This window comes from Streptomyces sp. NPDC037203 (assembly GCF_055605065.1).
Genome location: NZ_JBVJUC010000001.1, coordinates 538,349 through 561,371 on the forward strand (window position 1 = coordinate 538,349; position 23,023 = coordinate 561,371).

Annotated in this window: 23 protein-coding genes and 1 pseudogene; 12 read left to right on the top strand and 12 right to left on the bottom strand. The window is 73.5% G+C overall.

Annotated elements, in window-relative coordinates:
• Nucleotides 1-27: 27 nt before the first annotated feature.
• The 7 genes from ACZ7EC_RS02255 to ACZ7EC_RS02285 form a co-directional block, all read right to left on the bottom strand.
• Nucleotides 28-2,286: an ArnT family glycosyltransferase gene (locus ACZ7EC_RS02255; protein WP_471056584.1), complete on the bottom strand. Its 2,259-nt coding sequence runs from the start codon at nt 2,284-2,286 to the stop codon at nt 28-30.
• A 153-nt stretch (nt 2,287-2,439) separates the two neighbouring features.
• On the bottom strand, nt 2,440-4,209 hold the full coding sequence (locus tag ACZ7EC_RS02260; RefSeq protein WP_471056586.1) for a complex I subunit 5 family protein: 1,770 nt from the start codon (nt 4,207-4,209) through the stop codon (nt 2,440-2,442).
• Complete coding sequence (locus ACZ7EC_RS02265) at nt 4,209-4,556, bottom strand: sodium:proton antiporter (protein ID WP_471057814.1); 348 nt, start codon at nt 4,554-4,556, stop codon at nt 4,209-4,211. Before ACZ7EC_RS02265 ends, ACZ7EC_RS02260 begins: the two co-directional genes overlap by 1 nt.
• An 8-nt stretch (nt 4,557-4,564) precedes the next feature.
• Entirely contained in the window at nt 4,565-5,305 is a 741-nt protein-coding gene (locus ACZ7EC_RS02270; protein WP_471056589.1) for an MnhB domain-containing protein, read from the bottom strand.
• The gene (locus ACZ7EC_RS02275; RefSeq protein ID WP_397982562.1) at nt 5,302-5,562 is read right to left on the bottom strand and encodes a hydrogenase subunit MbhD domain-containing protein; all 261 of its coding nucleotides are present in this window, start codon (nt 5,560-5,562) and stop codon (nt 5,302-5,304) included. The genes ACZ7EC_RS02270 and ACZ7EC_RS02275 overlap by 4 nt, the downstream gene beginning before the upstream one ends.
• 63 nt (nt 5,563-5,625) lie before the next feature.
• Entirely contained in the window at nt 5,626-6,078 is a 453-nt protein-coding gene (locus tag ACZ7EC_RS02280; protein WP_397982563.1) for a monovalent cation/H+ antiporter complex subunit F, read from the bottom strand.
• Complete coding sequence (locus ACZ7EC_RS02285; RefSeq protein ID WP_471056593.1) at nt 6,075-6,266, bottom strand: hypothetical protein; 192 nt, start codon at nt 6,264-6,266, stop codon at nt 6,075-6,077. Before ACZ7EC_RS02285 ends, ACZ7EC_RS02280 begins: the two co-directional genes overlap by 4 nt.
• A gap of 317 nt (nt 6,267-6,583) precedes the next feature.
• On the opposite strand from ACZ7EC_RS02285, the gene ACZ7EC_RS02290 reads away from it, so the two are divergent.
• Entirely contained in the window at nt 6,584-7,825 is a 1,242-nt protein-coding gene (locus tag ACZ7EC_RS02290; protein WP_471056595.1) for a ricin-type beta-trefoil lectin domain protein, read from the top strand.
• Between the two features lie 9 nt (nt 7,826-7,834).
• Here ACZ7EC_RS02290 and ACZ7EC_RS02295 read toward each other — a convergent pair whose 3' ends face one another.
• Nucleotides 7,835-8,080 (bottom strand): hypothetical protein, encoded by a 246-nt coding sequence (locus tag ACZ7EC_RS02295; RefSeq protein WP_397982566.1) that lies wholly within the window; start codon nt 8,078-8,080, stop codon nt 7,835-7,837.
• 88 nt (nt 8,081-8,168) lie between these two features.
• Between ACZ7EC_RS02295 and ACZ7EC_RS02300 the strand changes: the two genes are divergently transcribed.
• The 5 genes and pseudogenes from ACZ7EC_RS02300 (at nt 8,169) to ACZ7EC_RS02320 (ending at nt 12,321) form a co-directional block, all read left to right on the top strand.
• Nucleotides 8,169-9,209: a PHP domain-containing protein gene (locus tag ACZ7EC_RS02300; RefSeq protein WP_471056598.1), complete on the top strand. Its 1,041-nt coding sequence runs from the start codon at nt 8,169-8,171 to the stop codon at nt 9,207-9,209.
• A 44-nt stretch (nt 9,210-9,253) separates the two neighbouring features.
• Nucleotides 9,254-9,913 (top strand): HAD family hydrolase, encoded by a 660-nt coding sequence (locus ACZ7EC_RS02305; RefSeq protein WP_471056601.1) that lies wholly within the window; start codon nt 9,254-9,256, stop codon nt 9,911-9,913.
• A gap of 391 nt (nt 9,914-10,304) precedes the next feature.
• A complete protein-coding gene (locus ACZ7EC_RS02310; protein ID WP_471056604.1) occupies nt 10,305-10,610 on the top strand; it encodes a putative quinol monooxygenase in 306 nt (101 codons plus the stop codon).
• A 254-nt stretch (nt 10,611-10,864) separates the two neighbouring features.
• Nucleotides 10,865-11,048: pseudogene (locus ACZ7EC_RS02315) on the top strand (DJ-1/PfpI family protein); the annotation flags it as partial.
• Between the two features lie 79 nt (nt 11,049-11,127).
• The gene (locus tag ACZ7EC_RS02320) at nt 11,128-12,321 is read left to right on the top strand and encodes an alcohol dehydrogenase catalytic domain-containing protein (RefSeq protein ID WP_471056607.1); all 1,194 of its coding nucleotides are present in this window, start codon (nt 11,128-11,130) and stop codon (nt 12,319-12,321) included.
• 52 nt (nt 12,322-12,373) lie between these two features.
• Here ACZ7EC_RS02320 and ACZ7EC_RS02325 read toward each other — a convergent pair whose 3' ends face one another.
• Nucleotides 12,374-13,267 carry an alpha/beta fold hydrolase gene (locus tag ACZ7EC_RS02325; RefSeq protein ID WP_471056610.1) on the bottom strand — a complete coding sequence of 298 codons (894 nt, stop codon included), beginning with the start codon at nt 13,265-13,267 and terminating at the stop codon, nt 12,374-12,376.
• 213 nt (nt 13,268-13,480) lie between these two features.
• Here ACZ7EC_RS02325 and ACZ7EC_RS02330 point away from each other — a divergent pair, with 213 nt between their 5' ends.
• Nucleotides 13,481-14,512 (top strand): SDR family oxidoreductase, encoded by a 1,032-nt coding sequence (locus ACZ7EC_RS02330; protein WP_471056613.1) that lies wholly within the window; start codon nt 13,481-13,483, stop codon nt 14,510-14,512.
• A 51-nt stretch (nt 14,513-14,563) separates the two neighbouring features.
• A complete protein-coding gene (locus ACZ7EC_RS02335) occupies nt 14,564-14,860 on the top strand; it encodes a hypothetical protein (protein WP_471056615.1) in 297 nt (98 codons plus the stop codon).
• A 290-nt stretch (nt 14,861-15,150) separates the two neighbouring features.
• Here ACZ7EC_RS02335 and ACZ7EC_RS02340 read toward each other — a convergent pair whose 3' ends face one another.
• Nucleotides 15,151-16,443 carry an ROK family protein gene (locus ACZ7EC_RS02340; RefSeq protein ID WP_471056619.1) on the bottom strand — a complete coding sequence of 431 codons (1,293 nt, stop codon included), beginning with the start codon at nt 16,441-16,443 and terminating at the stop codon, nt 15,151-15,153.
• 286 nt (nt 16,444-16,729) lie between these two features.
• On the opposite strand from ACZ7EC_RS02340, the gene ACZ7EC_RS02345 reads away from it, so the two are divergent.
• The 3 genes from ACZ7EC_RS02345 to ACZ7EC_RS02355 all read left to right on the top strand — a co-directional run bounded on the left by ACZ7EC_RS02345 (nt 16,730) and on the right by ACZ7EC_RS02355 (nt 19,835).
• A complete protein-coding gene (locus ACZ7EC_RS02345; protein WP_471056623.1) occupies nt 16,730-17,224 on the top strand; it encodes an FBP domain-containing protein in 495 nt (164 codons plus the stop codon).
• A gap of 90 nt (nt 17,225-17,314) precedes the next feature.
• Complete coding sequence (locus tag ACZ7EC_RS02350) at nt 17,315-18,565, top strand: FUSC family protein (RefSeq protein WP_471056626.1); 1,251 nt, start codon at nt 17,315-17,317, stop codon at nt 18,563-18,565.
• Nucleotides 18,566-18,653: 88 nt separating this feature from the next.
• The gene (locus tag ACZ7EC_RS02355) at nt 18,654-19,835 is read left to right on the top strand and encodes a lactonase family protein (protein ID WP_471056629.1); all 1,182 of its coding nucleotides are present in this window, start codon (nt 18,654-18,656) and stop codon (nt 19,833-19,835) included.
• Here ACZ7EC_RS02355 and ACZ7EC_RS02360 read toward each other — a convergent pair.
• Both ACZ7EC_RS02360 and ACZ7EC_RS02365 read right to left on the bottom strand, forming a co-directional pair.
• Nucleotides 19,803-20,528, bottom strand: a complete 726-nt coding sequence (locus tag ACZ7EC_RS02360) for a DUF2470 domain-containing protein (RefSeq protein ID WP_471056633.1) — start codon at nt 20,526-20,528, stop codon at nt 19,803-19,805. The genes ACZ7EC_RS02355 and ACZ7EC_RS02360 overlap by 33 nt on opposite strands.
• A gap of 113 nt (nt 20,529-20,641) precedes the next feature.
• Complete coding sequence (locus ACZ7EC_RS02365) at nt 20,642-21,247, bottom strand: TetR/AcrR family transcriptional regulator (protein ID WP_471056636.1); 606 nt, start codon at nt 21,245-21,247, stop codon at nt 20,642-20,644.
• Nucleotides 21,248-21,368: 121 nt separating this feature from the next.
• Between ACZ7EC_RS02365 and ACZ7EC_RS02370 the strand changes: the two genes are divergently transcribed.
• Nucleotides 21,369-22,991 carry a cytochrome P450 gene (locus ACZ7EC_RS02370; RefSeq protein ID WP_471056639.1) on the top strand — a complete coding sequence of 541 codons (1,623 nt, stop codon included), beginning with the start codon at nt 21,369-21,371 and terminating at the stop codon, nt 22,989-22,991.
• Nucleotides 22,992-23,023: the final 32 nt, after the last annotated feature.

The following is a 23,023-nucleotide window of genomic DNA, read 5'->3' on the forward strand; positions in this document are numbered from 1 at the left end:
TCCGGGAGCGGCTCTGCCGCGCTCGTGCTACTGGCCCGTTCCGCAGCGGTAGAGCGTCCGGTCGGTCCGTCCGGGTGCCCCGGACGCGGCGGGGGCGTCCGTGCCGCCGTAGGCCGAGGCCGGAACCCTGGCGCAGGTGGCCGCCACCCAGTCGGTGATCCGGGTCGCCATGGTCGGCCCGGCGGCCGTGTTCCCGGTCCCGGCGGCGAGGGGGCCGAGACCGGCGGGGCCGCCCGCGAGCACGTACCGCACCTGCCCGGTGGCCACCAGCCGCTGGAAGTCGCCCTCGGCCGGGAAGGGCACCTTGCCGCTGAACCCGCCGAGCGGCAGGACGTCGGCGCCGGCCGCCAGGATGTAGGGGGACGCCGCGTTCCAGCTGGTGGTGGCGAACACGTAGCGGGCGCCGCCCTGGTGGGCGCGGGTGTAGGCGAGGAGGCGGCGCTCGTCGGGGGTCAGGGTGCCGTCGGAGGCGATACCGGCCCGCGCGGCGAAGCCGGGGACGGCGCTCGTACGGCCGGCGGCGGGCGCACCGGCGGCCTGCGGCCCCGAACTGCCCCTGCCGCGCTGCCGGTCGGGGGTGGTCGGGCCCACCGAGCCCATGCCCGAGGTGCCGTACGCCGGGTCGAAGACCTGCAGCGCCCAGGCGCTCGGCGCGAGCAGCACGGCCGCCAGGGAGGCGGCGAGGCCGGCGAGCGCCAACCGGCCCCCGGTGCGCGGCCGTTCGGGCCGGGTGAGGGCCAGCAGGACGACGGCGGTGCAGCCGAGCGCGCCGACGGCGGGCGCCAGCCACGGCAGGAAGGAGGCGGCGAACCGTTCGGCGAGGCAGGCGCTCCACACCGTGGTCGCCGCCACCGCGCCGGGCAGGGCCCAGGCGCGCCGGCCCCCGGAGCGGTGGGCGCGCCACAGCAGCACCGTGCCGGCGCCGGTGAGGGCGGCGAGCGGCACCGCGATCACGCCCATGTAGTAGGTGTGCGGGCCGACGCTGCCGGCGCTGAACACCAGGAAGTACGTGGCGAGCCAGGTGCCCCACAGCAGGAACCCGGCGCGCGACGCGTCGGTGCGCGGCCGCCCCCGCCGCCACAGCAGACCGCAGGCGACGGCCAGGGCGGCGAACGGGTAGAACCAGCCGGTCTGGGCGGCGAGGGTGGTCCCGAACATCTTCGCCCAGCCGTTCTCCCCGCCGCCGAAGCCGCCCGCCGCGGCCAGGGACGAGGCACCGGCGCCGGCCCCCGCGCCCCGCCGCCCGGACGCCCCCTGCGCCTGCGCGCCCCGCCTTCCGGACACACCCTGCGCTCCCGCGCCCTGCCGCCCGGTTGTCCGGCGCGGGTCCGCCGTGCCGGGTACGGCCCCCGGCCCGGCCGCGCCCCGCACCCCGGTGCCCCGGTGGCCGCCGCCCTGGGTCGCGCTCACGCTCCCGGTGGAGGCCGCGCTGATGCCGAGCGAGCCGAAGCGGTTCAGGAAGTTGTAGCCGACGACCATGCTGAACGCGGAGTTGTTGGTGGTGCCGTCGACGTACGGGCGGTCCTTGGCCGGTACGAGGGTCACCGCGAGCATCCAGGAGGCCGAGACGGCGGTCGTCACCAGGGCGGCCAGGCCGAGGTGGGCGATCCTGCGGCGCAGCGCGAGCGGGGCGGAGACCAGGTACACCAGGGCGAGTGCGGGCAGCACGGCCCATGCCTCCAGCATCTTGGCCTGGAAGGCGGCGCCCACCCAGAACCCGGCCAGCAGCAGCGGGCGCAGCCGGCCCGCGTGCGCGGCACGCTGGGTGGCCTCGGCGGCCAGCAGCAGGCACAGGGTGAACGCCGGGTCCTCCACCGAGGTGCGGAACAGGCCGACCGCGACCGGGGTCACCAGGAACGCGGCGGCGGCGAGCAGCGCCGCGTGCGTCCCGGCCCAGCGGCGCACCAGTCGGTACAGCACCAGCAGGCTCGCCACGCCCTCCAGGACCTGGGGCAGCGTCAGGGTCCAGGGGTGGAAGCCGAGGAGGCGCGCGGACAGGGCCTGCGGCCACAGGAATCCCGGTGCTTTGTCGAGCGTGATGGAATTCGCGGGGTCGAAAGAACCGTAGAAGAACGCCTTCCAGCTGCCCGTCATGCTGCGGGCCGCGTCGGCGTAGAAGGTGTGGTACTGGCTGTGCGTGATGCCCCAGGAATAGAGCACGGCGGCGAGCACGGTGAGGATCAGCAGGGCCGGACGGGCGTACGGGGGCTCGCCCACCGGGGCTTTCCATGGTGCGCGGCGGCCGGCGCCGGGGGCGGCGGCCGTGTCGAGAACGTTCGTTGCCATGCCCGGAAGTCTTGGCCACGCCGCGTGCCCGGCACGCCGTGCGGGGCCCTCTTCAAGGAAACTCTCATCGCGAACAGAGCAATTCTTTGATCGCACGATACGGAATTTGCTCCGGTAAAGCGGAGTCATTACCCGCGGCGCGCCGAGCGCCCGTCAGCCGCCGAGCACCCCCGGCAGGGCCAGCGCCGCCAGCAGGGTCGTGCCCAGCAGCAGCCAGGCGACGTAGTCGCCGACGTGCCCGGACTGGAGGCGACGCAGGGGGATGACCACCGCGGGGACGGCCGGGCGGTGCCGGCGGGTGACGGCGGCGGTGGCGAGGGCCACGGCGAGGGCGGCGGAGACCAGGCCGAGCAGCACGCCGTGCAGGGTCCAGGCGGCCGAGGCGTGGGCGCCGCCCGAGCCCGCCTCGTTGACCGAACGGGCCACGAGGTCGCCGAAGCCGGGGACGGTGCCCACGGCGAGCGCCGCGGCGAGGAGCACGGCCGAGACCGTCGTCATCGTGTCGGGGATCCGGCCGAGCAGGCCGGACGACTCGGGCTGCTCCGCCGAACCGCTGGTCTCGTACGCGTCGGTGTCCTCGGGCGGCGGTCCCAGGCCGAGGAACACCCGTGCGGCGACCCGCAGCACCGCGCCCGCCGTGACCGCGGACGCGAGCACGTACACCACCGTCAGCGGCCCCCCGACCGCCTCCTCGCTGACCGCCTTGCCGAGCCCGGTGCCGAAGGGCGGCAGCCCCGCGAGGGCGAGCCCGCCGAGGGCGAACAGGACGCCGGTCGCCCGCAGTTGGCGCGCCCGGCCGTGCAGCTCGTGCTCGTCCACGCTGCCGAACCGGTCGAGCAGCGCGCCCGCGCAGGCGAACAGGGCGGCCTTCGCCCCGGCGTGCCCGAGGATGTACAGCGCGGCGCCGTCGTCGCCCTCGGGGGTGAGGACGCCGACGGCCACCAGGAACAGGCCGGTGTGCGCGATCGTGGAGAAGGCGAGCAGCCGTTTGATGTGCCGCTGGTACCAGCACATGACGGCGCCGATCACGGCGGTCAGGACGCCGAGGGTGACCAGAGCGCGGGTCAGATCGGCGGCCGGGATGCCGCCGGGGCCGGCGAAGACGGTGCCGTAGACGCGCCAGACGCCGTACACGCCGAGTTCGACCATCACCCCGGACAGCAGCATGCACACCGGGGTCGGGGCGACCGCGTGGGCGTCGGGGAGCCAGAAGTGGAACGGCACGGTGGCCGCCTTCACCAGCAGGCCGGTCAGCACCAGCACGAACGCGGCGAGCACCAGCGCGTCGGGGCCGCCGTGCCCGCCGGTGCTCTCCAGGCCGCGGCCGATCTTCGCCATCGACAGCTCGCCGGTCCTCGCGTACAGCAGGCCGATGCCGGTCAGCATGGCGTACGCGCCGAGCGAGTTGACGACGCCGAAGGTCAGCGCGCCCTGCACGGCCTTGGCCTCGTCGATGCGGAAGCCGGTCAGCGCGTACGCCACCACGCTCATCAGCTCGAAGAACACGAAGGCGTTGAACAGGTCGCCGGCGAGGGCGAATCCGCACATGGCGCCCTGGAAGACCAGCATCAGCGCGGGGAACGAGCCGGCGTGGCCGCGCGGCGGCTCGTCGAAGTAGCGCCAGGAGTAGGCGAGCGCGGCGAGAGTGAGCAGCGAGACCAGGGACGCCATGCCGAGCGAGGGGCCGTCCCCGATCACTTCGATGCCGACGCTCTCCCCGCCGACGGGCAGCCAGCCGCCGACCCATTCGACCATCGGAGGCGAGGAGTCAAGCAGCAGGACGAGGGCGAGCACGGCCGTCGCGGCGCAGACGGCGAGGCCGGTCAGCTCGGCGGCGGGGCGCGGCAGCCGGCGTCCGGCGGCGGCCAGCAGGGCGGCCCCGAGCAGCGGCACCGCGACGAGGAGCGGGAGCAGGTGGTGCATCAGCCGCGCAGCTCCCGCAGTTCGTCGGGGTCGAGGGTGCCGTGCCGTTTGACGATCTGGAGTACCAGGGCGAGCAGCAGCGCGGTGACGGTGGCGCCGACCACGATGTCGGTGAGGGTGAGGGCCTGCACCACCGGGTCGACCAGCGGCCGGGAGCCGGGCTTGATGTCCGAGAAAACGGGCGCGGTGCCGCCGGACCGGTAGCCGACGGCCAGCAGCAGGATGTAGGTGGACACCTGGCACACCGAGAGGCAGCCGACGGCATGGATCAGATTGCGGCTGGTGGCGAGGCCGTAGCAGCCCGTCAGGAAGACATAGGCGGCGACCAGGTACGGCAGGACCTGCATCAGGGCGCTCATCCCGCGTTCTCCTCCTCGATCTCGACGGCCTGGTCGAGGAAGTTGGCGAGCAGGACGACGACCGCGCTCGCCACCTCCATGCCGACGGCCGCGTTCAGCAGCGGGACGGTGCCGCCGGAGGACAGCGTGTTGAACGTGCCGTAAGGCAGCAGTGTGTTGGCGAGGAACGCGGTCCCGGCCAGCACTCCGGCGAGGCCCAGCACCAGATAGGCGCAGACGCACAGGGCGTCGGTGGCCTCGAAGACGGCGAGCGGGCGGACGCGTTCGAGGGCGCGGTAGTCGGCGCCCAGGTACAGCAGGTGCAGGGCGGTCGCGGCGACCACGCCGCCCTGGAAGCCGCCGCCGGGGCTGAGCTGGCCGTGGGCGATGACGTAGAGACCGCAGACCAGGGCGACGGGGACGACGAGGAGGGCGTAGCGCCGTACCGGCCGGGCCACTTCGGCGGGCTCGGGCCGCTCGCGGTGCTCGTCGCGGGCCTGGCGCAGCAGCACCACGCAGCCGAGGACGGCGGCGAACAGGATGCTCATCTCGCCGAGGGTGTCGTAGGCGCGCTGGTCGAAGTTGACGGAGGCGATGGTGTTGGCGGTGTGCCGGGCGAGGGAGGCGCGCACGGCGCGGGTGCCGTAGGGGTGCGAGCGGCCGCCGAATCCGGGCAGGTCGAGGCAGGCTGCGGTGAGCAGGGCGGCGAGGCCCGCGCCGCCCGCGGCCAGCAGCCACAGCCGCAGCCGCGGGGTCACCGCGCACCGTCCCGGTCCCGGCCGCGGCGCCGGATCTTGCGCACCGACAGCATGATCAGCAGCGGGGTGAGGGCGGCCCCGACGGCGAGCTGGGACAGACCGACGTCGGGCGCCTGGAGCACGGTGAACAGCACGGCGAGCAGGACCCCGAGCACGGACAGCACCAGCGCCTGCCGGGAGGGGTCGCGCTGGGCGACGGCGGCGGTCGCGGCGGCGGCGACGAGGAACAGGGCCACGAGGATCAGGGCATCGGTCATACGGCGCCTCCGGTGCGCGGCAGCGGCGTCGCCGCGCACCCCCTGCCGCCGTCCCGCGCCGGGTCAGCCACCCCGCACCCCCCGGAAGGCGCCCGACAGGGCGCGGGAGGCGATGAGGTTGCCGCCGATCAGCAGCGCCCCGATCACCAGCAGCTTCACCATGGCCCGGCCGGGCCCGGTGGCCGCGCACACCGCGATCACCACCACGGCGCCCACGGCGGCCACCGCGTAGGTGAGGCCCCAGGCGCTCGGCCGCTGCCCCTCCAGCTCCTCGTGCAGCAGCCGGGCGAACACCAGGGTGCCGACGGGACCGAGGAGAGCGAGCAGCAGGGCGAGGTCGACGTAGGCGGGCCGGGCGTACCCCTGGGCGAGCAGCAGCAGGGCCGGGCAGAGGGCGGCGGTGGTGAGGTTCTGGGCGACGACACGGCGGGCGGTCGGGCCGGTGGTCACGCCCCACAGGGCGGCCGCCCCTCCCCCGCCGAGTTCGACGGTCGCCGCGAGGATCCAGCCGTTCACCGCCAGCTCACCGCCCGCCGGCCGGCCCGTGCCAGCAGCGCGCCGACGGCGGCGACGCTCGCCCCCACGATCCGCTCCAGGGTGTCGACGGTGGTGATCAGCACCAGCCAGAGCAGGGCCAACGCGCCCCACCACAGCAGGAGTTCACCGGCGGCGCGGAGGACCGCGCGGGGCGCCGTACGCCGCATCCACCGCCTCCTCGTCCCGTCCCGTTCAGGGCTGTTTCCCGGTTCGCGGCGGTGTGTCCGCCTCACCGTTCGCTGCATCCAAGCACCGCCGGTCCCCTTGCGGGGCGGCGGCACGCGGGTCCGCGGGCGGAGTGCCCCGGAGGCGTGAACGGAAACCGGCGAGGGCGCGTCTCCTCAACAGCAGGTCCGTACCAGCCTCTTGACGCCCACTTATCTCACTCCTTAAATCAAGAGGCATCACTGAATCCGAACGCCTTCCGAACGCCTTCCGAATGCCTCCCGCAGCCTGCCGAAGGCCCCCCACCGATCGGAGAGCCATGGCCTCCCCCCGCCTGCTCCGCAGATGCCTGTTCGCCGCCCTGTCCGCCGCGCTGGTCGGCGCGGCAGCCGTCGGCCCCGCGCACGCGCACCCCGCCGACCGGATGGTCCCCGCCGCGACCGTGACCACCTTCTCCGACAACTTCGACGGGCCCGCGGGCTCGCCGGTCGACTCCTCGAAGTGGACCCAGGAGACGGGCGACAACGTCAACAACCACGAGCGGGAGTACTACACCTCGGGCACGAACAACGCGGCACTGGACGGCCAGGGCCATCTGGTGATCACGGCGAAGAAGGAGAACCCGGCCGGATACCAGTGCTGGTACGGCACGTGCCAGTACACCTCGGCGCGGCTGAACACGGCCGGGAAGTTCAACGCCCAGTACGGGCACGTCGAGGCGCGGATGAAGATCCCGCGGGGGCAGGGCATGTGGCCCGCGTTCTGGATGCTCGGCACGCCGGTGAACTGGCCCGACTCGGGCGAGATCGACGTGATGGAGAACGTCGGCTTCGAGCCGTCCACCGTGCACGGCACCATCCACGGGCCCGGCTACTCCGGCTCGGGCGGCATCGGCGCCGCCTACACCCTGCCGAACGGCCAGGCCTTCGCGGACGGCTTCCACACCTTCGCCGTGGACTGGGCGCCGAACTCGATCACCTGGTCGGTGGACGGGACCGTCTACGAGCGGCGCACTCCGGCCGACCTGGGCGGCAAGACCTGGGTGTACAACGACCGGCCGTTCTTCCTGATCCTGAACCTCGCGGTCGGCGGCTACTGGCCCGGCGACCCGGACAGCAGCACCCAGTTCCCGGCACAGCTGGTGGTGGACTCGGTCTCCGTCACGACCAGCGACAGCGCGGCGGGGCTGCCGATCCGGGGGCTGGCCGGCAAGTGCGTGGACGTGGCCGGCGCGAACTCCGCGAACGGCACCCCGGTCCAGCTCTACGACTGCAACGGCACGGCCGCCCAGTCCTGGACGGTCGGCTCGGACGGCACGATACGGGCGCTCGGCAAGTGCCTCGACGTGACGAGCCAGGGCACGGCGGACGGCTCGACCGTCCAGCTGTGGGACTGCACCGGCGGCGCCAACCAGAAGTGGACCGTCACGGGTGCGCACGACATCGTCAACCCGCAGGCCGACAAGTGTCTCGACGCCACCGGAAACAACTCGGCCAACGGGACCCGGCTGCAGATCTGGACCTGCACGGGCGGCGCCAACCAGAAGTGGACGGTCGGCTGAGCCGACGGCTCAGTGCAGCGTCCAGGTGTACTTGTCGCCGCCGACCCAGCGGACCACGTCCGGATCGTCGAGGTCGTGGATGGTGATCCCGTAGGCGGCGGCGACCTCCAGCACATCGGTGACGTTCCTGGCCGCACCGATCACCTCGCCGTCGATCTCCATGATCCGGAAGGGCGGCTCGCCCGGCTTCCCCGGACACACGCCCAGCACCATGATGCGCGGCTGGGAAATGTAGGGGGCTGCTTGTTCGGTCATGCAAATCAGGTTAGGACGGAACGTCCGCGCGTGGTCGGTCGCGCGCTTCCCCGTGCCCCCGCACGGCAGCGGTGTGAGCCTTGGTCGTATGGAACCCGTCGCCGCCCTGGAGCGGATCGCCTTCCTGCTGGAGCGGGCGCTGGCCCCCGGCTACCGGGTACGGGCGTTTCGCACGGCCGCCCGCGCGGTGGACGCCCTCGCGCCCGGCGAGGTGGCCGCACGGGCGGCGGACGGAACCCTGGAGGCCCTGAAGGGGGTCGGGCCGAAGACGGCGCAGGTGGTGCGGGAGGCGCTGGACGGCCAGGTGCCGGGGTATCTGCGCAAGCTGGAGGCGGAGCAGGAGGGCGCCGCCCGTGAGGGGCCTGGAGCCGCGCTCCGGGCGCTGCTGCGGGGGGACTGCCACACCCACTCGGACTGGTCCGACGGGGGCAGCCCGATCGAGGAGATGGGGCGGGCGGCAGCCGAGCTCGGCCACGAGTGGACCGTCCTCACCGACCATTCGCCCCGGCTGACCGTGGCCCGCGGCCTGTCCCCCGAGCGGCTGCGCGAGCAGCTGGACGCCGTCGCGGAGCTGAACGCGCGCTGGGCGCCGTTCCGGCTGCTCACCGGGATCGAGTGCGACATCCTCGACGACGGCTCCCTGGACCAGGAACCGGAGCTGCTGGAACGGCTCGACCTGGTCGTGGTGTCCGTGCACTCCAAGCTGCGGATGGACGCCCGCGCCATGACCCGCCGCATGGTGGCCGCCGTACGCGATCCGCACGCCGACGTCCTCGGGCACTGCACCGGGCGCCTGGTCACCGGCCGGGGCCGCCCGGAGTCGCAGTTCGACGCGGACGAGGTGTTCGCCGCCTGCGCCGAGTCCGGCACCGCGGTGGAGATCAACAGCCGCCCGGAACGGCTGGACCCGCCCCGCCGGCTGCTGCGCCGGGCCGTGGCCGCGGGCACCCTCTTCGCCATCGACACCGACGCGCACGCGCCCGGTCAGCTGGACTGGCAGATCCTGGGCTGCGCCCGCGCCGAGGAGTGCGGGGTGCCGGCCGAGCGGGTGGTCACCACCTGGTCCGCGGACGAGCTGCTGGAATGGACGCGCGAGGGGCGGGTGCCGACGCGCGTGGCGGGCGCCTGACGTGGTACCCGGAGCGGGAGCGCACGAGTGAGAGAGAGGCCCGGATGGAGCAGCGTGCCGCCGTCTTCGACGTCGACGGAACCCTCGTCGACACCAATCATCTGCACGTCGTCACCTGGTGGGAGGCGTTCCGGCAGGCCGGCCACCCGGTGCCCATGCACGCCGTGCACCGGGCCGTCGGCCTGGGCTCCTCGGACCTGATCGCGCACCTGCTGGGCGAGGACCGCGACCCGGAGCAGGACGCGCAGCTCAGCGCGGCGCACAAGGCGCTGTACGGGCAGTACTTCGACCGGCTCCCCGCCCTGCCGGGCGCCGGTGAGCTGCTGCGACGGCTGCACCGGGACGGCTGGACGGTGGTCCTCGCCACCTCCGCGAGCGGTCCGGAGCTGGGCGCGCTGCGCCGGGCGATCGACGCGGACGACGCGATCAAGGCCACCGCGAGCAGCGACGACGTGCAGGAGGGCAAGCCCGCCCCTGAGCCGGTGGAGCACGCGCTGGAGCTGGCCGGGGTGCCGGCCGAGCGGGCGGTGTTCGTCGGGGACACGGTGTGGGACATGCAGGCGGGCACGAAGGCCGGGGTGCGCTGCCTGGGCGTGCTGTGCGGCGGGATCCCGCGGGCCGATCTGACAGAGGCCGGCGCGGAGGCCGTCTACGCGGACCCCGCCGACCTGCTCGCCCGCCTCGGCGAGACCCCGCTGGGCTGAGCGTTGCGGGTGTGGCGCAGGTCACGGGCGGGGGTGGAACAGGGGACGCCGTTCGGCCGTTGAACCAGCCGTGGGTACGGACGGGACAGTGTCCCCGGGCCTCACCTTTTGCCCACAGGGACGATCGTTCGGCTGAAGCCCTGTGGAGCCTTTCGCCGAGAGGCGACCGCCGTCCGCACCCACTCCCAAGCCGCCCCGGCCGTGAATCCCCCCGTCACGGCCGGGGCTTCCTCATGTGCACAGGGTTGGTGCCCGTGGTGATGAAGCTGTGCGGACAAAGTAGGTAATACAAGGCATCGGCCTGGCCGAACAGGAGACCCGTTCGACGTCATCCGGTCACGGCAGTGGCCGGCCACTCTCGGACGACCGAGCGCCTGAAGGGATTCCCCTCATGGCCAACGTCAACGTCGCGCTGCACGTACAGGTCGAGGCCAGGCCCGGCAAGGAGGAAGAGGTCGCCGCCTTTCTCCGTGGGGGCCTCGCCATCGTGCAGGAGGAGCCCGGCACCGTCGCCTGGTTCGCCGTACGCCTGAGCCCGTCCACCTTCGCCATCTTCGACGCCTTCCCCCACGACGACGCACGCCAGGCCCACCTCGCCGGCCGCCTCGGCAGCGCCCTGACGGAACGAGCCGGTGAACTGTTCGCCCGACCGCCTTCCGTCGAGCGACTCGACGTCCTCGCCCACAAACTCCCCTGAAGACCAGACCGCCTTCTCCGCGCACGGCGCGTCTGCCTTCTTCGCGCAGAGGCGGGGTGGGCCTGCCGTGCGCATCGGGGCACGCGAGGTTCGGCCTGGTAGGCGGAGGCGTGCAGGGTCGGAATACACCAGGCTGTGGGTGCACGACTGCGTACTCACAGCAGAAGAGACCTTGCAGTGACCATCAAGACGGAGTCCGTGTCTCTGGACGATGCCCGGCGAGCAGAACCACGCACCATGACCAACGGACTGCACTGCGCGGTCGCCGCCTCGCCTCTTGGCCCAGCATTCGTACTGGCCTGCGCAACGCCGGCGCCGAGGTCGTCGCCGGGGAGATCGTGATCGTCCGCCGGCTGATCTCCAGCCGCAGCCCGCAGGACCTCCCCGCCTTCTGCAAGGCGATCAGAACGCTTCGCCGCCGCCCTGCAACCCGCCTGATCAGGAGGAGTCCCAAGCCACCGAAATGACATCCGGCACTCCCACGGCCGAGTCCCGTGGTTCAGCAGAGGAGACCGTCATGGCAAGCAGCAACCGCGCCGTCACCTTCCAGAACCCGAAAGACATGCGCGTCGAGTCCCTCGACTTCCCCAAGCTCCAGATGCCGAACGGGAAAAAGGCCCCGCACGGAGTCATCCTCAGAATCGTCGCGACCAACATCTGCGGCAGCGACCTGCACATCTACCGCGGGTCCTTCCCGGTGCCCCAGGGCATGGTGATGGGGCACGAGATGACCGGGGAAGTCATCGAGCTCGGCCCCGACGTCGAATTCCTCAGTGAGGGCGACCTCGTCTCCGTCCCCTTCAACGTCGCCTGCGGCCGATGCCGCAACTGCAGGGCGCGCCGGACCGACGTCTGCGAGACCACAAACCCCAAGGTGGCCTGCGGAGCGTACGGCTTCAACCTGGGCGACTGGACCGGCGGCCAGGCCGAGTACCTGTTCGTCCCGTACGCCGACTTCCAGCTCCTCAAATTCCCGGACCGGGACCAGGCCATGGCGAAGATCCGTGACCTGGCGCTGCTCTCGGACATCCTGCCCACCGCGTTCCACGGTCTCATGGAGGCCGGTGCCAAGCCGGGCTCGACCGTGTACCTCGCCGGCGCAGGCCCGGTCGGCCGCTGCGGCGCAGCAGCGGCGCGCCTTCTCGGGGCGTCCTGCATCATCGTCGGCGACTACCACAAGGACCGCCTGGAGCTCGTGAAGAAGAACGGCTGCGAGACGATCGACCTGAGCCAGGACGCGGCGCTCACCGACCAGATCGAGGCCATCCTGGGCGAACCCATGGTCGACTGCGCAGTCGACTATGTCGGTTCCGAGGCGCACGGCATCGGCCGCGAGTCCGAGGACATGGACCCGGCCTACGCCCTCAACCAGGTGATCGACGCCACCCGCGCGGGCGGAGCTACCGGAGTCATCGGCGTCTACGGCCCCGACCCGCTCGCGAAGTCGAAGGCCGAGCAAGAGGGAACGTACCCGATCGACTTCGGCAAGGCCTGGATCAAGTCGCCGCGGATCGCCGCCGGGCAGGCACCGATCATGCGCTACAACCGCGAGCTGATGATGGCGATCCTCTGGGACCGCATGCCCTACTTGAGCGCCATGCTCAACACGAAGGTGATCAGCCTCGACGACGCCCCGGACGCCTACGCGACCTTCGACACGGGAGTGGCCGAGAAGTTCATCATCGACCCCCACAGCCTCGTTCCGGCCTGAGGCCCGCGCTCCGAGAAACAGTGCCCAGAGCACTTCCGAACAGCACACCTCACTAGCCGCCGATGCCCGCCGCGGCCAGCATCCGGCAGATCCCGGTGGCGGCCGCCGTCGCTCCGGCCGCGCCGAGGAACTCGCGCAGGTCCGCGGTGAGCCGTCGGGCGTGGGTGAAGAACAGGCCGTGGCCGGCGTTCTCGTACACCTTCAGGGCGGCGCCCGGCATCAGCCGGGCCAGCCGCTCACCCGTATGGGCCAGGGGCGCGGAGGTGTCATGGGTGCCGTGCACGACGAGCGCGGGCACGTCCACGGCGGGCAGCTCGGCGGTGAGGTCGAGGCCGGTCACGACGGACCGCACCCCGGTGGCCGCGCGGGGTGTGGCCACCAGGCAGCGGTCGACGAGATGACGGACGTAGGCGTCCGAGACCTCGTTGCCCGCGCTGGAAACGGCGAAGAACGCGTCCGCGAAATGGGTGAACCAGGCCGGCCGGTCGCGCCGGAAGAACTCCTCGTCGGCGCGGGCGAGGGCCGGGTCCACGCCGTCGGGCAGCCCAGGCGAGCGCATGATGCCCGGCGCGACCCCGCAGACCAGCGCGATCCGGGCCACCCGGTCCGAGCCGTGCCGGGTCAGGCAGCGCACCACCTCCGCGGTGCCGACGGAGTGCCCGATCAGGGTGGCCGCGCGCAGGTCGAGATGGTCGAGCAGCCCCTGGAGGTCGTCGGCGAGGGTGTCGAGGTCGTACCCCGACCAGACGTCGTCCGAGCGTCCGTGGCCGCGCCGGTCCAGCCCCACGCAGCGGTAACCGGCCTCCGCGAGCGGCAGCATCTGGTGCTCCCACATCTCGTGGCCCAAGTAGGCGCTCGCGACGAAGACGGCGACCGCGCCGGAGGCGGGACCGTGGTCGACGTAGTGCAGCCGGGTGCCGTCGACGGGGCTCTCGTAGTACGGCATGGGGTCCTCCTCGAAGATGGCGCACGAGCGGCGGCGGACGCGTGGGGCCGTGCTCCGCCGATGATCCCGATCCTGCCCGCGGCGGGCCGCGGGGTCGATTACCCGGCACGTCAAGCACGTGTGTCCGGGTGCCCGGCCCGCGTGTGCCACCCGGTCGGCCGGGTACCCGGCCGGTCGTCGCGGCCATCGGCCCGAGAGCGGAAGGAGACCGAGGTGAGCAGCTCAGCGGGGAGCACGGTGGTGGTCACGGGCGCCACCGGCAATGTCGGCACGAGCGTGGTGCGCCTGCTCTCCCGAGATCCCGCGATCGCCTCGGTCCGGGGTCTCGCGCGGCGGATGCCGGAGTGGTCGCCGCCCGGCACCGAGTGGTCCACCGTGGATCTGGCGTCGGAGGGCACGGACCTCGCGGAACGGTTCGCGGGCGCGGACGCGGTGGTCCATCTGGCGTGGGCGTTCCAGCCGACGCACGATCCGGCGACCACCTGGCGGACCAATGTGCTCGGCAGCATCCGGGTGTTCGAGGCGGTCGCCGCGGCGCGGGTGCCGGTGCTGGTGCACGCCTCGTCCGTGGGGGCGTACTCGCCGGGCCCCAAGGACCGCGCGGTGGACGAGACCTGGCCGACGCACGGCTGGCCGGACGCCGCGTACTGCCGGGAGAAGGCGTACCTTGAGCGCACCCTGGACGTGTTCGAGCGCGACCACCCCGAGGTGCGGGTGGTGCGGATGCGGCCGGCGTTCCTGTTCAAGCGCGAGTCGGCGAGCGAGCAGCGCCGGATCTTCGGCGGCCGGTTCCTGCCCGGCCCGCTGGCCCGGCCCGAACTGCTGCCGTTCCTGCCGGACATACCCGGTCTGCGCGTCCAGGCGCTGCACACCGAGGACGCCGCCGAGGCCTACCGGCTCGCGGTGCGCTCGGCGACGGCGCGCGGCGCCTACAACCTCGCCGCCGATCCGCCGCTCGACGCCGCCGTCCTCGGCGAACTGCTCGGCGCGCGCCCGGTACGGCTGCCGCGGACGGCCGCCCGCTCGGCCATCGCCGCGGCCTGGAACCTGCATCTGCTGCCGGCCTCCCCGCACCTGTTCGACGCGGTGCTGCGGCTGCCGCTGATGGACTGCACGCGCGCGCACGAGGAACTCGGCTGGCGGCCCCGGTGGACGTCGACCGAGGTTTTGGAGGAGTTCCTGGAGGGACTCCAGCGGGGCAGCGGCCTCGGCACCGCGCCGATGCGGGGCCGCAAGGTGGGCTGACCTGCGTCAACGTCCGACCGCACGGCACCAGGGGAGGAAGGCGGAGACATCATGGCCGTACAGCGCGCACAGGAGCCCGGCGGGGCACCGGAGCCGGATCCGGTCCCCCGTGACATGCCCGACCAGCTGGCCCGGTCCGACGACCCCTGGGACCTGCCCGCGGACCGCCCGGCGGGCCGCCCGGCGAGCGGGAAGCCGGGCGAGTCCCCGGACGACGAGGAGGCAGCCGGGGAAGGCGGCGGGGAGGGCCTGCCCGACACGGACGAGGCAGGCAGCGGCCCACGGGGCGCGCCCCGCACCGGCACCGTCCACCCCGAACATCCGGGCCCGGACGAGTCACCTGCCTGAACGCCCGAGTCCCTCGCGCGGTCGACCTCCCTTGCGCGCGTCCGGCACGGCGGGCGAGGATGGTCGATCATGCCCACCACGTCCTTGCGCATCCCCACCCCCGACGGCGTCGCCGACGCGTTCGCCGCCTTTCCCGACGACGGCCGGCCCCACCCTGCGGTCCTGATCTACCCCGGACACGGACGCCTTCGACCCGGCCGCCTTCCGGCGCCACTGGGACCGGCTGCTTCCCCTCCTCGGGCGCGCCCTGCCCCAGAACTGACGCCCAGCCGACGGATCCTGACGGGCCGTCAAGCGCCCGGAGTCCGCTCCCGCAGGGCCGTCCGCCAGGCGGGGAGCGGGCTCTCGGGGGCCGGGGCGGGGCGGTGGCCGCCGCTGGTGAAGAAGTCGGCCAGCGGGAGGATCGCGGCGCCGACGGTCACGGCGTCCGGTCCGAGGCGGCCGAGTTCGATGGCGACCTTGTCGGCGGGGTGGCGCAGGGCGTACGTCGCCGCGTGCCGGCGCACGGCGGGCAGGAACCGGGTGCCGAGCTGGAGCCCGGCCCAGCCGCCGACGATGATCCGCTCGGGCTGGAAGAGGTTGATCAGGTCGGACAGGCCCGCCCCCAGGTACTCGGCGGTCTCCTCCAGGACGGCCAGCGCCACCGGGTCCGCCGTGCCGCCCGCCACCGGGTAGGCGGCCGCGAGCATGGCGGTGAGCGCGGTCTCCTCGTCGGCCCCGGCCGGCGGCTGCCCGCCCGCCTCGCGCCAACGGGCGAGCAGTGACTCGGCGCCCGCGTACGCCTCCAGGCAGCCCGGAGCTCCGCAGCGGCAGCGCCGCCCGCGCACCCGTACCGTCAGATGGCCCCACTCGACGGCCCGCCCGCGCTCCACCTCGGGGGTCACCAGACAGGCGCCGACACCGGAGCCGAACAGCACGACGACGGCGTTGCGGGCGCCCCGGCCCGCGCCGAACCACATCTCGGCCTGGCCCAGCGTCTTGGCCCCGTTGTCGATGAAGTACCGCACCGTCTCCGGCAGTTCGGAGGCCGACCGGAGCAGCCGCTCCAGCGGGACCGCGTCCCAGCCGATGGTCTGCCCGTGCACGACGGCGCCCCGGTCGGCGGTGTGCTCGACGATGCCGGGGACGCCGACGCCGATGCCCAGCAGCCGTTCGGGTACGGCGCCCTGCGCCTCCAGCACCTCGGCGACGCCGTCGCGGATGTGTCCGGCGATGACGTCGGCGTCGTAGCGCTGGGGGGTCAGCGGGCGTTCGGTGCGGGCCAGTTCGGTCAGGGCCAGGTCGAACAGCTCGACGCGGACGCGGGTTTCGCCGACGTCGACGCCGATCATCTGTCCGCTGTCCGGGGCGACACGCAGCAGGGTGCGGGGGCGGCCGCCGTCGGAGTCGACGCTGCCGGCCTCCTCGACCAGTCCGTCGGCGACCAGGTCGGCGACGACATTGCTGACCGAGCCGGAGCTGAGACCGGTGGCCGGGCCCAGCTCGAAGCGGCTCAACGGGCCGTCGAAGTAGAGCCGCTGCAGCACGGCGGTGCGGTTGCCCCGCCGAAGGTCACGTACCGTGCGCCCGTTCCGCCCCGCCATACGGCTCCTTTCACGAACCATGCCCGACCTGCAACATACTCCTTCGGGCGACCGGAACGCGACTTTCCACCAACCCTTAGTTCATGCTGTGAGCTAAGCAAGGGGCGGGTGTGCCGGATCTTCCCGGGTGCTGGAGGTGACGGCGGCCGGTGCGGGCGGCCCCGGCGCGCGGGGCACGCGCCGGGAGCCCGGCCGGAAAATCCGTTGGCCCGCCCTTCCCGAAGGTACTTAGGCTGACCGGGGGCCTCCTTCCTGGGCCCGGTACACGCACGACGAAGGATTTTCCATGAAACCGCTCACCGAGCAGGACATCCGCGGCTCTTTCGTGAACTGCTCGAAGGGCGAGGCCAAGCGGCTGGCCGTGCCGCGGGACCTGGCGGAACGGCCGTGGGAGGACCTGGACTTTCTCGGCTGGCGGGATCCGGGCGCGCCCGACCGCAGCTATCTGGTCACCGAGCGGGCGGACCGGCTCGTCGGCGTCGCCCTGCGCTTCCCCTCCTCCCAGCGCGGCTTCCTGCACCGCAGCATGTGCTCCTTGTGCCTGACCACCCATCGCGGCGGCGGGGTGTCCCTGATGACCGCGCGCAAGGCGGGCACGGCGGGCCGCGAGGGCAACTCGGTCGGCCTGTACATGTGCACGGACCTGGCGTGCTCGCTGTACCTGCGCGGCAAGAAGGCCCCCGCCGGCGGCATGCGGTTCGAGGAGAGCCTGACCCTCCAGGAGCAGATCGCCCGCACGGCCGGCAACCTGTCCGCGTTCCTCGACAAGCTGTACGGCTGACTCCCCGGTCCCCCGGCCGGATGGCCCAACCTCTCACCCCGCTCGAACAGCCACGTTCGACGCAGCCGGGGAAGGGGAACAGGCCAAGGGATGCACGAGGTACGCAAGGGGTTCGAGGGACTGCTGACGCTGGCGAAGCGCCGCCGGGAGCCGGTGGTCGTCCAGACGCTGCGGTCGGCCGCGGCGGCGACGGTCGCCTATGTCATCGCGCTCCGGCTCAGTCCCGAGCCGGCCCCGCTGACCGCTCCCCTGACCGCGCTGCTGGTGGTCCAGGTGACGTTCTACGCCACCCTCACCAACGGCATCCGCCGGGTGAACGCGGTGGTGGCCGGCGTCCTGGTGGCCATCGCCTTCAGTGTGCTGGTGGGCCTGACCTGGTGGAGCCTCGCGCTGCTGATCGTGGCCTCGCTGGCCGTCGGCCATCTGGTGCGGGTGGACGAGTACGTCGCCGAGGTGGCGATCAGCGCGATGCTGGTACTCGGGGTGACCACCGTCGGGTTCACCGCGTGGGCGCGGATCGTGGAGACGCTGATCGGGGCGGTCGTCGGCACCGCCTGCAATCTCCTGCTGCCGCCGCCCGTGTGGGTGGACAAGGCGGGGAGGTCGATCGAGGACCTGGCGCGCCGGGCACGGCAGTTGATGCTGCGGATGGGCGAGGAGGCCGCGGACCGCATCCCCTGGGAGCGGGCGGCCGAGCGGCTGCACGAGGCGCGCCGACTGGACCAGTACATCGCCGAGGTGGATGCCTCGCTGCGGCAGGCCGAGGACAGTCTGCGGCTCAACCCGCGGGTCAAGGAAGGGCTGCTGCACCGGGTGGTGCTGCGCACCGGCCTGGACACGCTGGAGATCTGCACGGTGGTGCTGCGGGTGCTGGCCCGTTCCTTCACCGATCTGGCGAAGGCCCGCGAGTCCGACTATCTGTTCCCGCCCGGCGTCGGGGCGACCGTGGAGGAGCTGCTGTCGCAGATCGGCGACGCGGTGGTCAGTTTCGCGGTGCTGGTGACCGCCCATCTGAGCGCGGACGCCGAGTCGGCGGAGTCCCGGCTGACGGCCGAGCTGCACATCGCGGCCGGCACCCGCGACCGGCTGGCCGAGCAGTTGCGGGAGGAGATCCGCGCCGACTGGGCGAACTGGCAGCTGCTGGGCGCCGTACTGACCGAGGCGACCCGGATCATCGACGAGCTGGACACCGAGCACCGCACCCACCGTCTGCTGGAGGAGCTGGACCGGGTCTCGCGCGAGCAGCGGGCCAAGCTGCCCCGGATAACGCGGCTGCGCGAACGGCTCGGGGTGCAGGAGGAGCTGTGGCGCCGTACGGGGTTCGGTGACCGCACGCGGTGAGCGGCAGCGGTCCGGTGCCGGGCTTGCCGCGCGGGCCCGGCTCGGGCGAGGGTGGCCGTGGACGACCGGGACGACCCGAGGTGGGCGCATGAACACGCGGACAGGGGCGGGTGGCCGATTGAACCGGCGCAGGTTCCTCGGGATGGGCGCGGGCGCGGCCGCCGCGGTGGCCGGGCCGGCACCGGCAGCCCCGCCCCCGGACCCCGCGCCGGTTCATCGACCCGCCGACCGCTCCGACGGGCCACGCCCGCTGTACCTGGGCACCTACACCTCCGTGCCCGGCGGCGGCACCGGCATCGGGCTCGCCTCGTACGACCCGGAGTCGGGCCGGATCACCGGCTCCGGGACGCTCACCGGGGTCCCCGACCCGTCGTACCTCGCCGTCCACCCGGACGGCCGGACGCTGTACGCGGTCGACGAGCGCGAGGACGGCGGGGTGACGGCCGTACGCCTCGCCGACCGGCGCGTGCTCGGTACGCGGAGCACCGGCGGCGCGGGTCCCTGCCATCTGTCGGTGCATCCGTCCGGGCGGTGGCTGCTCAGCGCGAACTACACCTCGGGCAGTGTCGCCGTGCATCCGATCGACGCCTCGGGCGCCCCGGGCGAGCGCACCGACCTGGTCACGCACACCTCCCCGGCGCCGGGCCCCGGCCAGGACGGGCCGCACGCGCACCAGTTCCGCACCGGTCCGGACGGCCGCCATCTGCTCGCGGTGGACCTCGGCACCGACACCGTCTACACCTACCGGCTCGACCCCGCGAGGGGCACGCTCACCGAGGTGGGCCAGGCGCACACCCGGCCGGGCGCGGGGCCGCGCCATCTGACCTTCCATCCGGGCGGGCGGCACGCCTATCTGGTCAACGAGGTGGACGACACGGTCGTCGTCTGCGGGTACGACCCCGCCACCGGCCGGCTGGCGATCGGCGAGCCGCAGTCCACGGGCGCCACCGGGGATGTCGTCAACTACCCGGCGCAACTGCTGGTCACGGCGGACGGCCGGTACGCCTTCCTCGCCAACCGCGGCCACAACAGCCTGGCCCGGTACGCGGTCGAGGCCGAGGGGGCCCGGCTGCGGCTGCTCGGCACGGTGCCGGTGGGCGGGGACTTCCCGCGGCAGATCGCCTTCTCCCCGGACGGCCGGCTGCTGTTCGCGGCGAACCAGCGCTCCGGCACGGTCACCGTCTTCCATGTCGACGCCGGCCGCGGTGAACTGCGCCCGGCGGGCATGCCGTTCGCCTCACCCGTCGCCGTCTGCGCGCTGCCGCTGTAGCGTCCGGGGGCACCCGGCGGCGCTCGCCTGCGCCAGCAGCGCGTGCACCCGCTCGGTGAGCTGACCGAGGTCGTCGGCGGGCGTGTGGAAGGGCAGGCGTACGTCGCCGTGGGCGCGGGTGCGTTCGATGCGCAGGGTCAGCCCGTGCCGGTCGACGGCGAGGGGCAGCACCCGGACCGCGGCGTGCAGGCTCTCCGGGCGCACCAGCCGGGTGAGCCGCTCGACGGCGTCCGGGTGGGCCTCGGCGAGATGGGTGAGCAGCCCGGCCTCGGCGGTGGCCAGCGGGTCGGGGCGGGCGGCGGCGAACTCGTCCGGGTCGACGAGTACGGCGCCGCAGGAGCGCCGCAGCACCACCCGGTCGGGGTGGAGGCGCAGGGCGCCGGCGGCGGGGGTGAGCCGGCCGGCCAGCCAGAGGCGGGCCCGGATCCGGTCGCGCACGGCCACGGGGGCCACGTCGGCGAACTCCAGCACCGCGCGGGTGTCCTGGCGCGGGGCGCAGAGGGCGACCGCGTGCAGCGCGCTGTCCTCGGGCACCGTCAGGAGGACCGCGCCCCCGTCGGTCACGGTGTGCGCGCCGACGTACTCCTCGCGGGCGCCGCCCGCGGTCACCGCGCACGACCACGCGGCGGCGAGCACCGAGCGCGCCCGTTCAGCCGCGCCGGGGGCGGCCGTCCATGTCTGCGTGTCACCCACGTCCCGAGACCTCCTTAGGTAAGCCTTGCCTAACTTATCGGAGATCGGGGCGCGCGCCAACCACGCGTACCGCGGGGAGGTGTCCGGTGGCGGACGGAAAGCGGGATCCGGCCTCAGGCGATGGCGCCGAGCAGTGCCCGTGCGCACAGGTCGCGCACCTGCTCCCGGCCCGGTTCGCCGTCGCGCAGCCACTCCAGGCAGACGGCGGTGGTGAAGGCGAGCCAGCCGCGCACGGCCAGGCGCAGGTGCGGGGCGCGCTCGAAGGCGGGCCCGAACTCGGGGTCGGCCGCGAGGGCGGCGAGGATCTGCCTCTCCTGCGCGGCCAGGGCCCGCTGGTAGACCCGGCGCACGGCCTGGTCGCCGGCGGCGTCCGCGCGGTGGAAGGCACGGAAGCCGTGGGCGTGGGCCTGCACGTAGCCGAGGTAGACGTCGAGCCCCGCGGTCAGCTGCTCGCGCGCCGGCACGCCCGGCTCGGCCGCCGTCATGCGCAGCATCCGCTCGCTCTCGCGCTCCACGACCGCTGCGAAGAAGTCCCGCTTGGTCGGGAAGTAGTGGTAGAGCAGCCCGCGCGAGACTCCGGCGAGATCGGCGACCTGCTCGATCCACACCTCGTCGTACGGACTCTCCGAGAACAGCCGCGCGCCGACCGTCAGCAGCTGCTCACGGCGTTCTCCGGTGCTGAGGCGGCGCCGGGCGCGCTCCCCCTGGTTCGCGGGCATGGCGTCACTTTACTTGACGCCGATTCAACAAGCGGCCCACACTGAAACCGTTGTTGAATCCACGTACAACAGGCGCGCGCCGCGCGGTCGACGGCCCGCCGGGGCAAGGGAGATCGGCATCATGGCGCAGACGACGGAGCGGGCGCGGGCCACGGACGGGGCCGGGGGCGCGCCGCTGCCGAAGGGCTTCCGCAGCGCCGAGCTGGGATGGCCGGAACTGGCCCGCATCCCGCATCCGCCGCGCCGGCTGCCGCTGCTCGGCGATGTGCTGGGCATCGACCGGCGCAGGCCCGTGCAGGACTTGATGCGGTTCGCGCGCGAGCTGGGGCCCGTCTTCCGGCACCGCGTCCTCGACAAGGAGATCGTCATGGTGTGGGGGGCGGGTCCGGCCGCCGATCTCGCCGACGAGTCCCGGTTCGCCAAGCATGTGGGGCTGGGCGTGGCCAACCTCCGGCCGATCGGCGGGGACGGGCTGTTCACCGCGTACAACCACGAGCCCAACTGGCAGCTGGCGCACGACGTGCTGGCGCCCGGATTCAGCCGGGACGCGATGGCGGGCTACCACTCGATGATGCTGGCGGTCGCCGGGCGGCTGACCGACCGCTGGGACCGGGAACTGGCCGCGGGGCGCGCGGTGGACGTGCCCGGTGACATGACCAAGCTGACCCTGGAGACGATCGCGCGGACGGGGTTCGGCCACGACTTCGGCTCCTTCGAGCGGAACCGGCCGCACCCCTTCGTCTCCGCGATGATCGGCACGCTGACCTACGCGCAGCGGCTCAACGCCGTGCCGAAACCGCTGGTCCCGCTCCTGCTGCGCGACGCCGCCCGGCGCAACGCGGCCGACATCGCCTACCTGAACCGCACGGTCGACGCCCTGGTCGAGGAGCGGCGCGCGTCGGGCGGCGGTGCGGGCGACCTGCTGGACCGGATGCTGGCCACGGAGCACCCGTCGACCGGTGCGCGGCTGTCCGCGCAGAACGTCCGCCGGCAGGTCATCACCTTCCTGATCGCCGGGCACGAGACCACCTCGGGCGCGCTCTCCTTCGCCCTGTACTACCTCGCCCGGCACCCGGAGATCGCCGCGAGGGCACGCGCCGAGGTGGACCGGGTCTGGGGCGGCACCGGGCAACCCGCCTACGAGCAGGTGGCCAAGCTGCGCTATGTGCGCCGGGTACTCGACGAGTCGCTGCGGCTGTGGCCGACCGCGCCCGCGTTCGCCCGCGAGGCCCGCCGGGACACCGTGCTCGCCGGGGACCATCCGATGCTCCGGGGCGCGTGGGCCCTGGTCCTCACGCCCATGCTGCACCGCGATCCCTCGGTGTGGGGCGAGAACGCGGAGGACTTCGACCCGGACCGCTTCACCCCCGAGGCGGTCCGCGCCCGCGCCCCGCACACCTTCAAGCCCTTCGGCACCGGGCTGCGCGCCTGCATCGGCCGCCAGTTCGCCCTGCACGAGGCCACCCTCGTCCTCGCCCTCCTGCTCCGCCGCTACGACCTGCACGCCGACCCGGCGTACCGGCTGACGGTGACCGAGCGGCTGACCCTGATGCCGGAGGACTTCCGGCTGCGGCTGTCGCGCCGGGCGACTGCGGTGCGGGCGCCGGAGGGGACACGGGAGGACGGCGGGGCTCCTGGAGCGGGCGGTTGCCCGGCGCGGGAGGAGGGCCAGGCTCCCGGAGGTGGCTGCCCGGCGCGTGCGGGTGAGGGCCGGGCAGGCGAGGAGGACCGGCAGCGGAGCTGAGCGCGGGGACGCGTCGTTTCCACGGCGGCCCG

Excerpts from the sequence above, each read along its gene's own strand:
- ACZ7EC_RS02300 (WP_471056598.1), top strand. The coding sequence starts at position 8,169 with ATGGAACCCGTCGCCGCCCTGGAGCGGATCGCCTTCCTGCTGGAGCGG.
- ACZ7EC_RS02320 (WP_471056607.1), top strand. The coding sequence starts at position 11,128 with ATGGCAAGCAGCAACCGCGCCGTCACCTTCCAGAACCCGAAAGACATG.
- ACZ7EC_RS02265 (WP_471057814.1), bottom strand. The coding sequence starts at position 4,556 with ATGCAGGTCCTGCCGTACCTGGTCGCCGCCTATGTCTTCCTGACGGGC.
- ACZ7EC_RS02325 (WP_471056610.1), bottom strand. The coding sequence starts at position 13,267 with ATGCCGTACTACGAGAGCCCCGTCGACGGCACCCGGCTGCACTACGTC.
- ACZ7EC_RS02370 (WP_471056639.1), top strand. The coding sequence starts at position 21,369 with ATGGCGCAGACGACGGAGCGGGCGCGGGCCACGGACGGGGCCGGGGGC.
- ACZ7EC_RS02345 (WP_471056623.1), top strand. The coding sequence starts at position 16,730 with ATGAAACCGCTCACCGAGCAGGACATCCGCGGCTCTTTCGTGAACTGC.
- ACZ7EC_RS02295 (WP_397982566.1), bottom strand. The coding sequence starts at position 8,080 with ATGACCGAACAAGCAGCCCCCTACATTTCCCAGCCGCGCATCATGGTG.
- ACZ7EC_RS02260 (WP_471056586.1), bottom strand. The coding sequence starts at position 4,209 with ATGCACCACCTGCTCCCGCTCCTCGTCGCGGTGCCGCTGCTCGGGGCC.
- ACZ7EC_RS02275 (WP_397982562.1), bottom strand. The coding sequence starts at position 5,562 with ATGACCGATGCCCTGATCCTCGTGGCCCTGTTCCTCGTCGCCGCCGCC.
- ACZ7EC_RS02365 (WP_471056636.1), bottom strand. The coding sequence starts at position 21,247 with ATGCCCGCGAACCAGGGGGAGCGCGCCCGGCGCCGCCTCAGCACCGGA.
- ACZ7EC_RS02310 (WP_471056604.1), top strand. The coding sequence starts at position 10,305 with ATGGCCAACGTCAACGTCGCGCTGCACGTACAGGTCGAGGCCAGGCCC.
- ACZ7EC_RS02355 (WP_471056629.1), top strand. The coding sequence starts at position 18,654 with ATGAACACGCGGACAGGGGCGGGTGGCCGATTGAACCGGCGCAGGTTC.
- ACZ7EC_RS02255 (WP_471056584.1), bottom strand. The coding sequence starts at position 2,286 with ATGGCAACGAACGTTCTCGACACGGCCGCCGCCCCCGGCGCCGGCCGC.
- ACZ7EC_RS02290 (WP_471056595.1), top strand. The coding sequence starts at position 6,584 with ATGGCCTCCCCCCGCCTGCTCCGCAGATGCCTGTTCGCCGCCCTGTCC.
- ACZ7EC_RS02285 (WP_471056593.1), bottom strand. The coding sequence starts at position 6,266 with ATGCGGCGTACGGCGCCCCGCGCGGTCCTCCGCGCCGCCGGTGAACTC.
- ACZ7EC_RS02350 (WP_471056626.1), top strand. The coding sequence starts at position 17,315 with ATGCACGAGGTACGCAAGGGGTTCGAGGGACTGCTGACGCTGGCGAAG.
- ACZ7EC_RS02335 (WP_471056615.1), top strand. The coding sequence starts at position 14,564 with ATGGCCGTACAGCGCGCACAGGAGCCCGGCGGGGCACCGGAGCCGGAT.
- ACZ7EC_RS02340 (WP_471056619.1), bottom strand. The coding sequence starts at position 16,443 with ATGGCGGGGCGGAACGGGCGCACGGTACGTGACCTTCGGCGGGGCAAC.
- ACZ7EC_RS02305 (WP_471056601.1), top strand. The coding sequence starts at position 9,254 with ATGGAGCAGCGTGCCGCCGTCTTCGACGTCGACGGAACCCTCGTCGAC.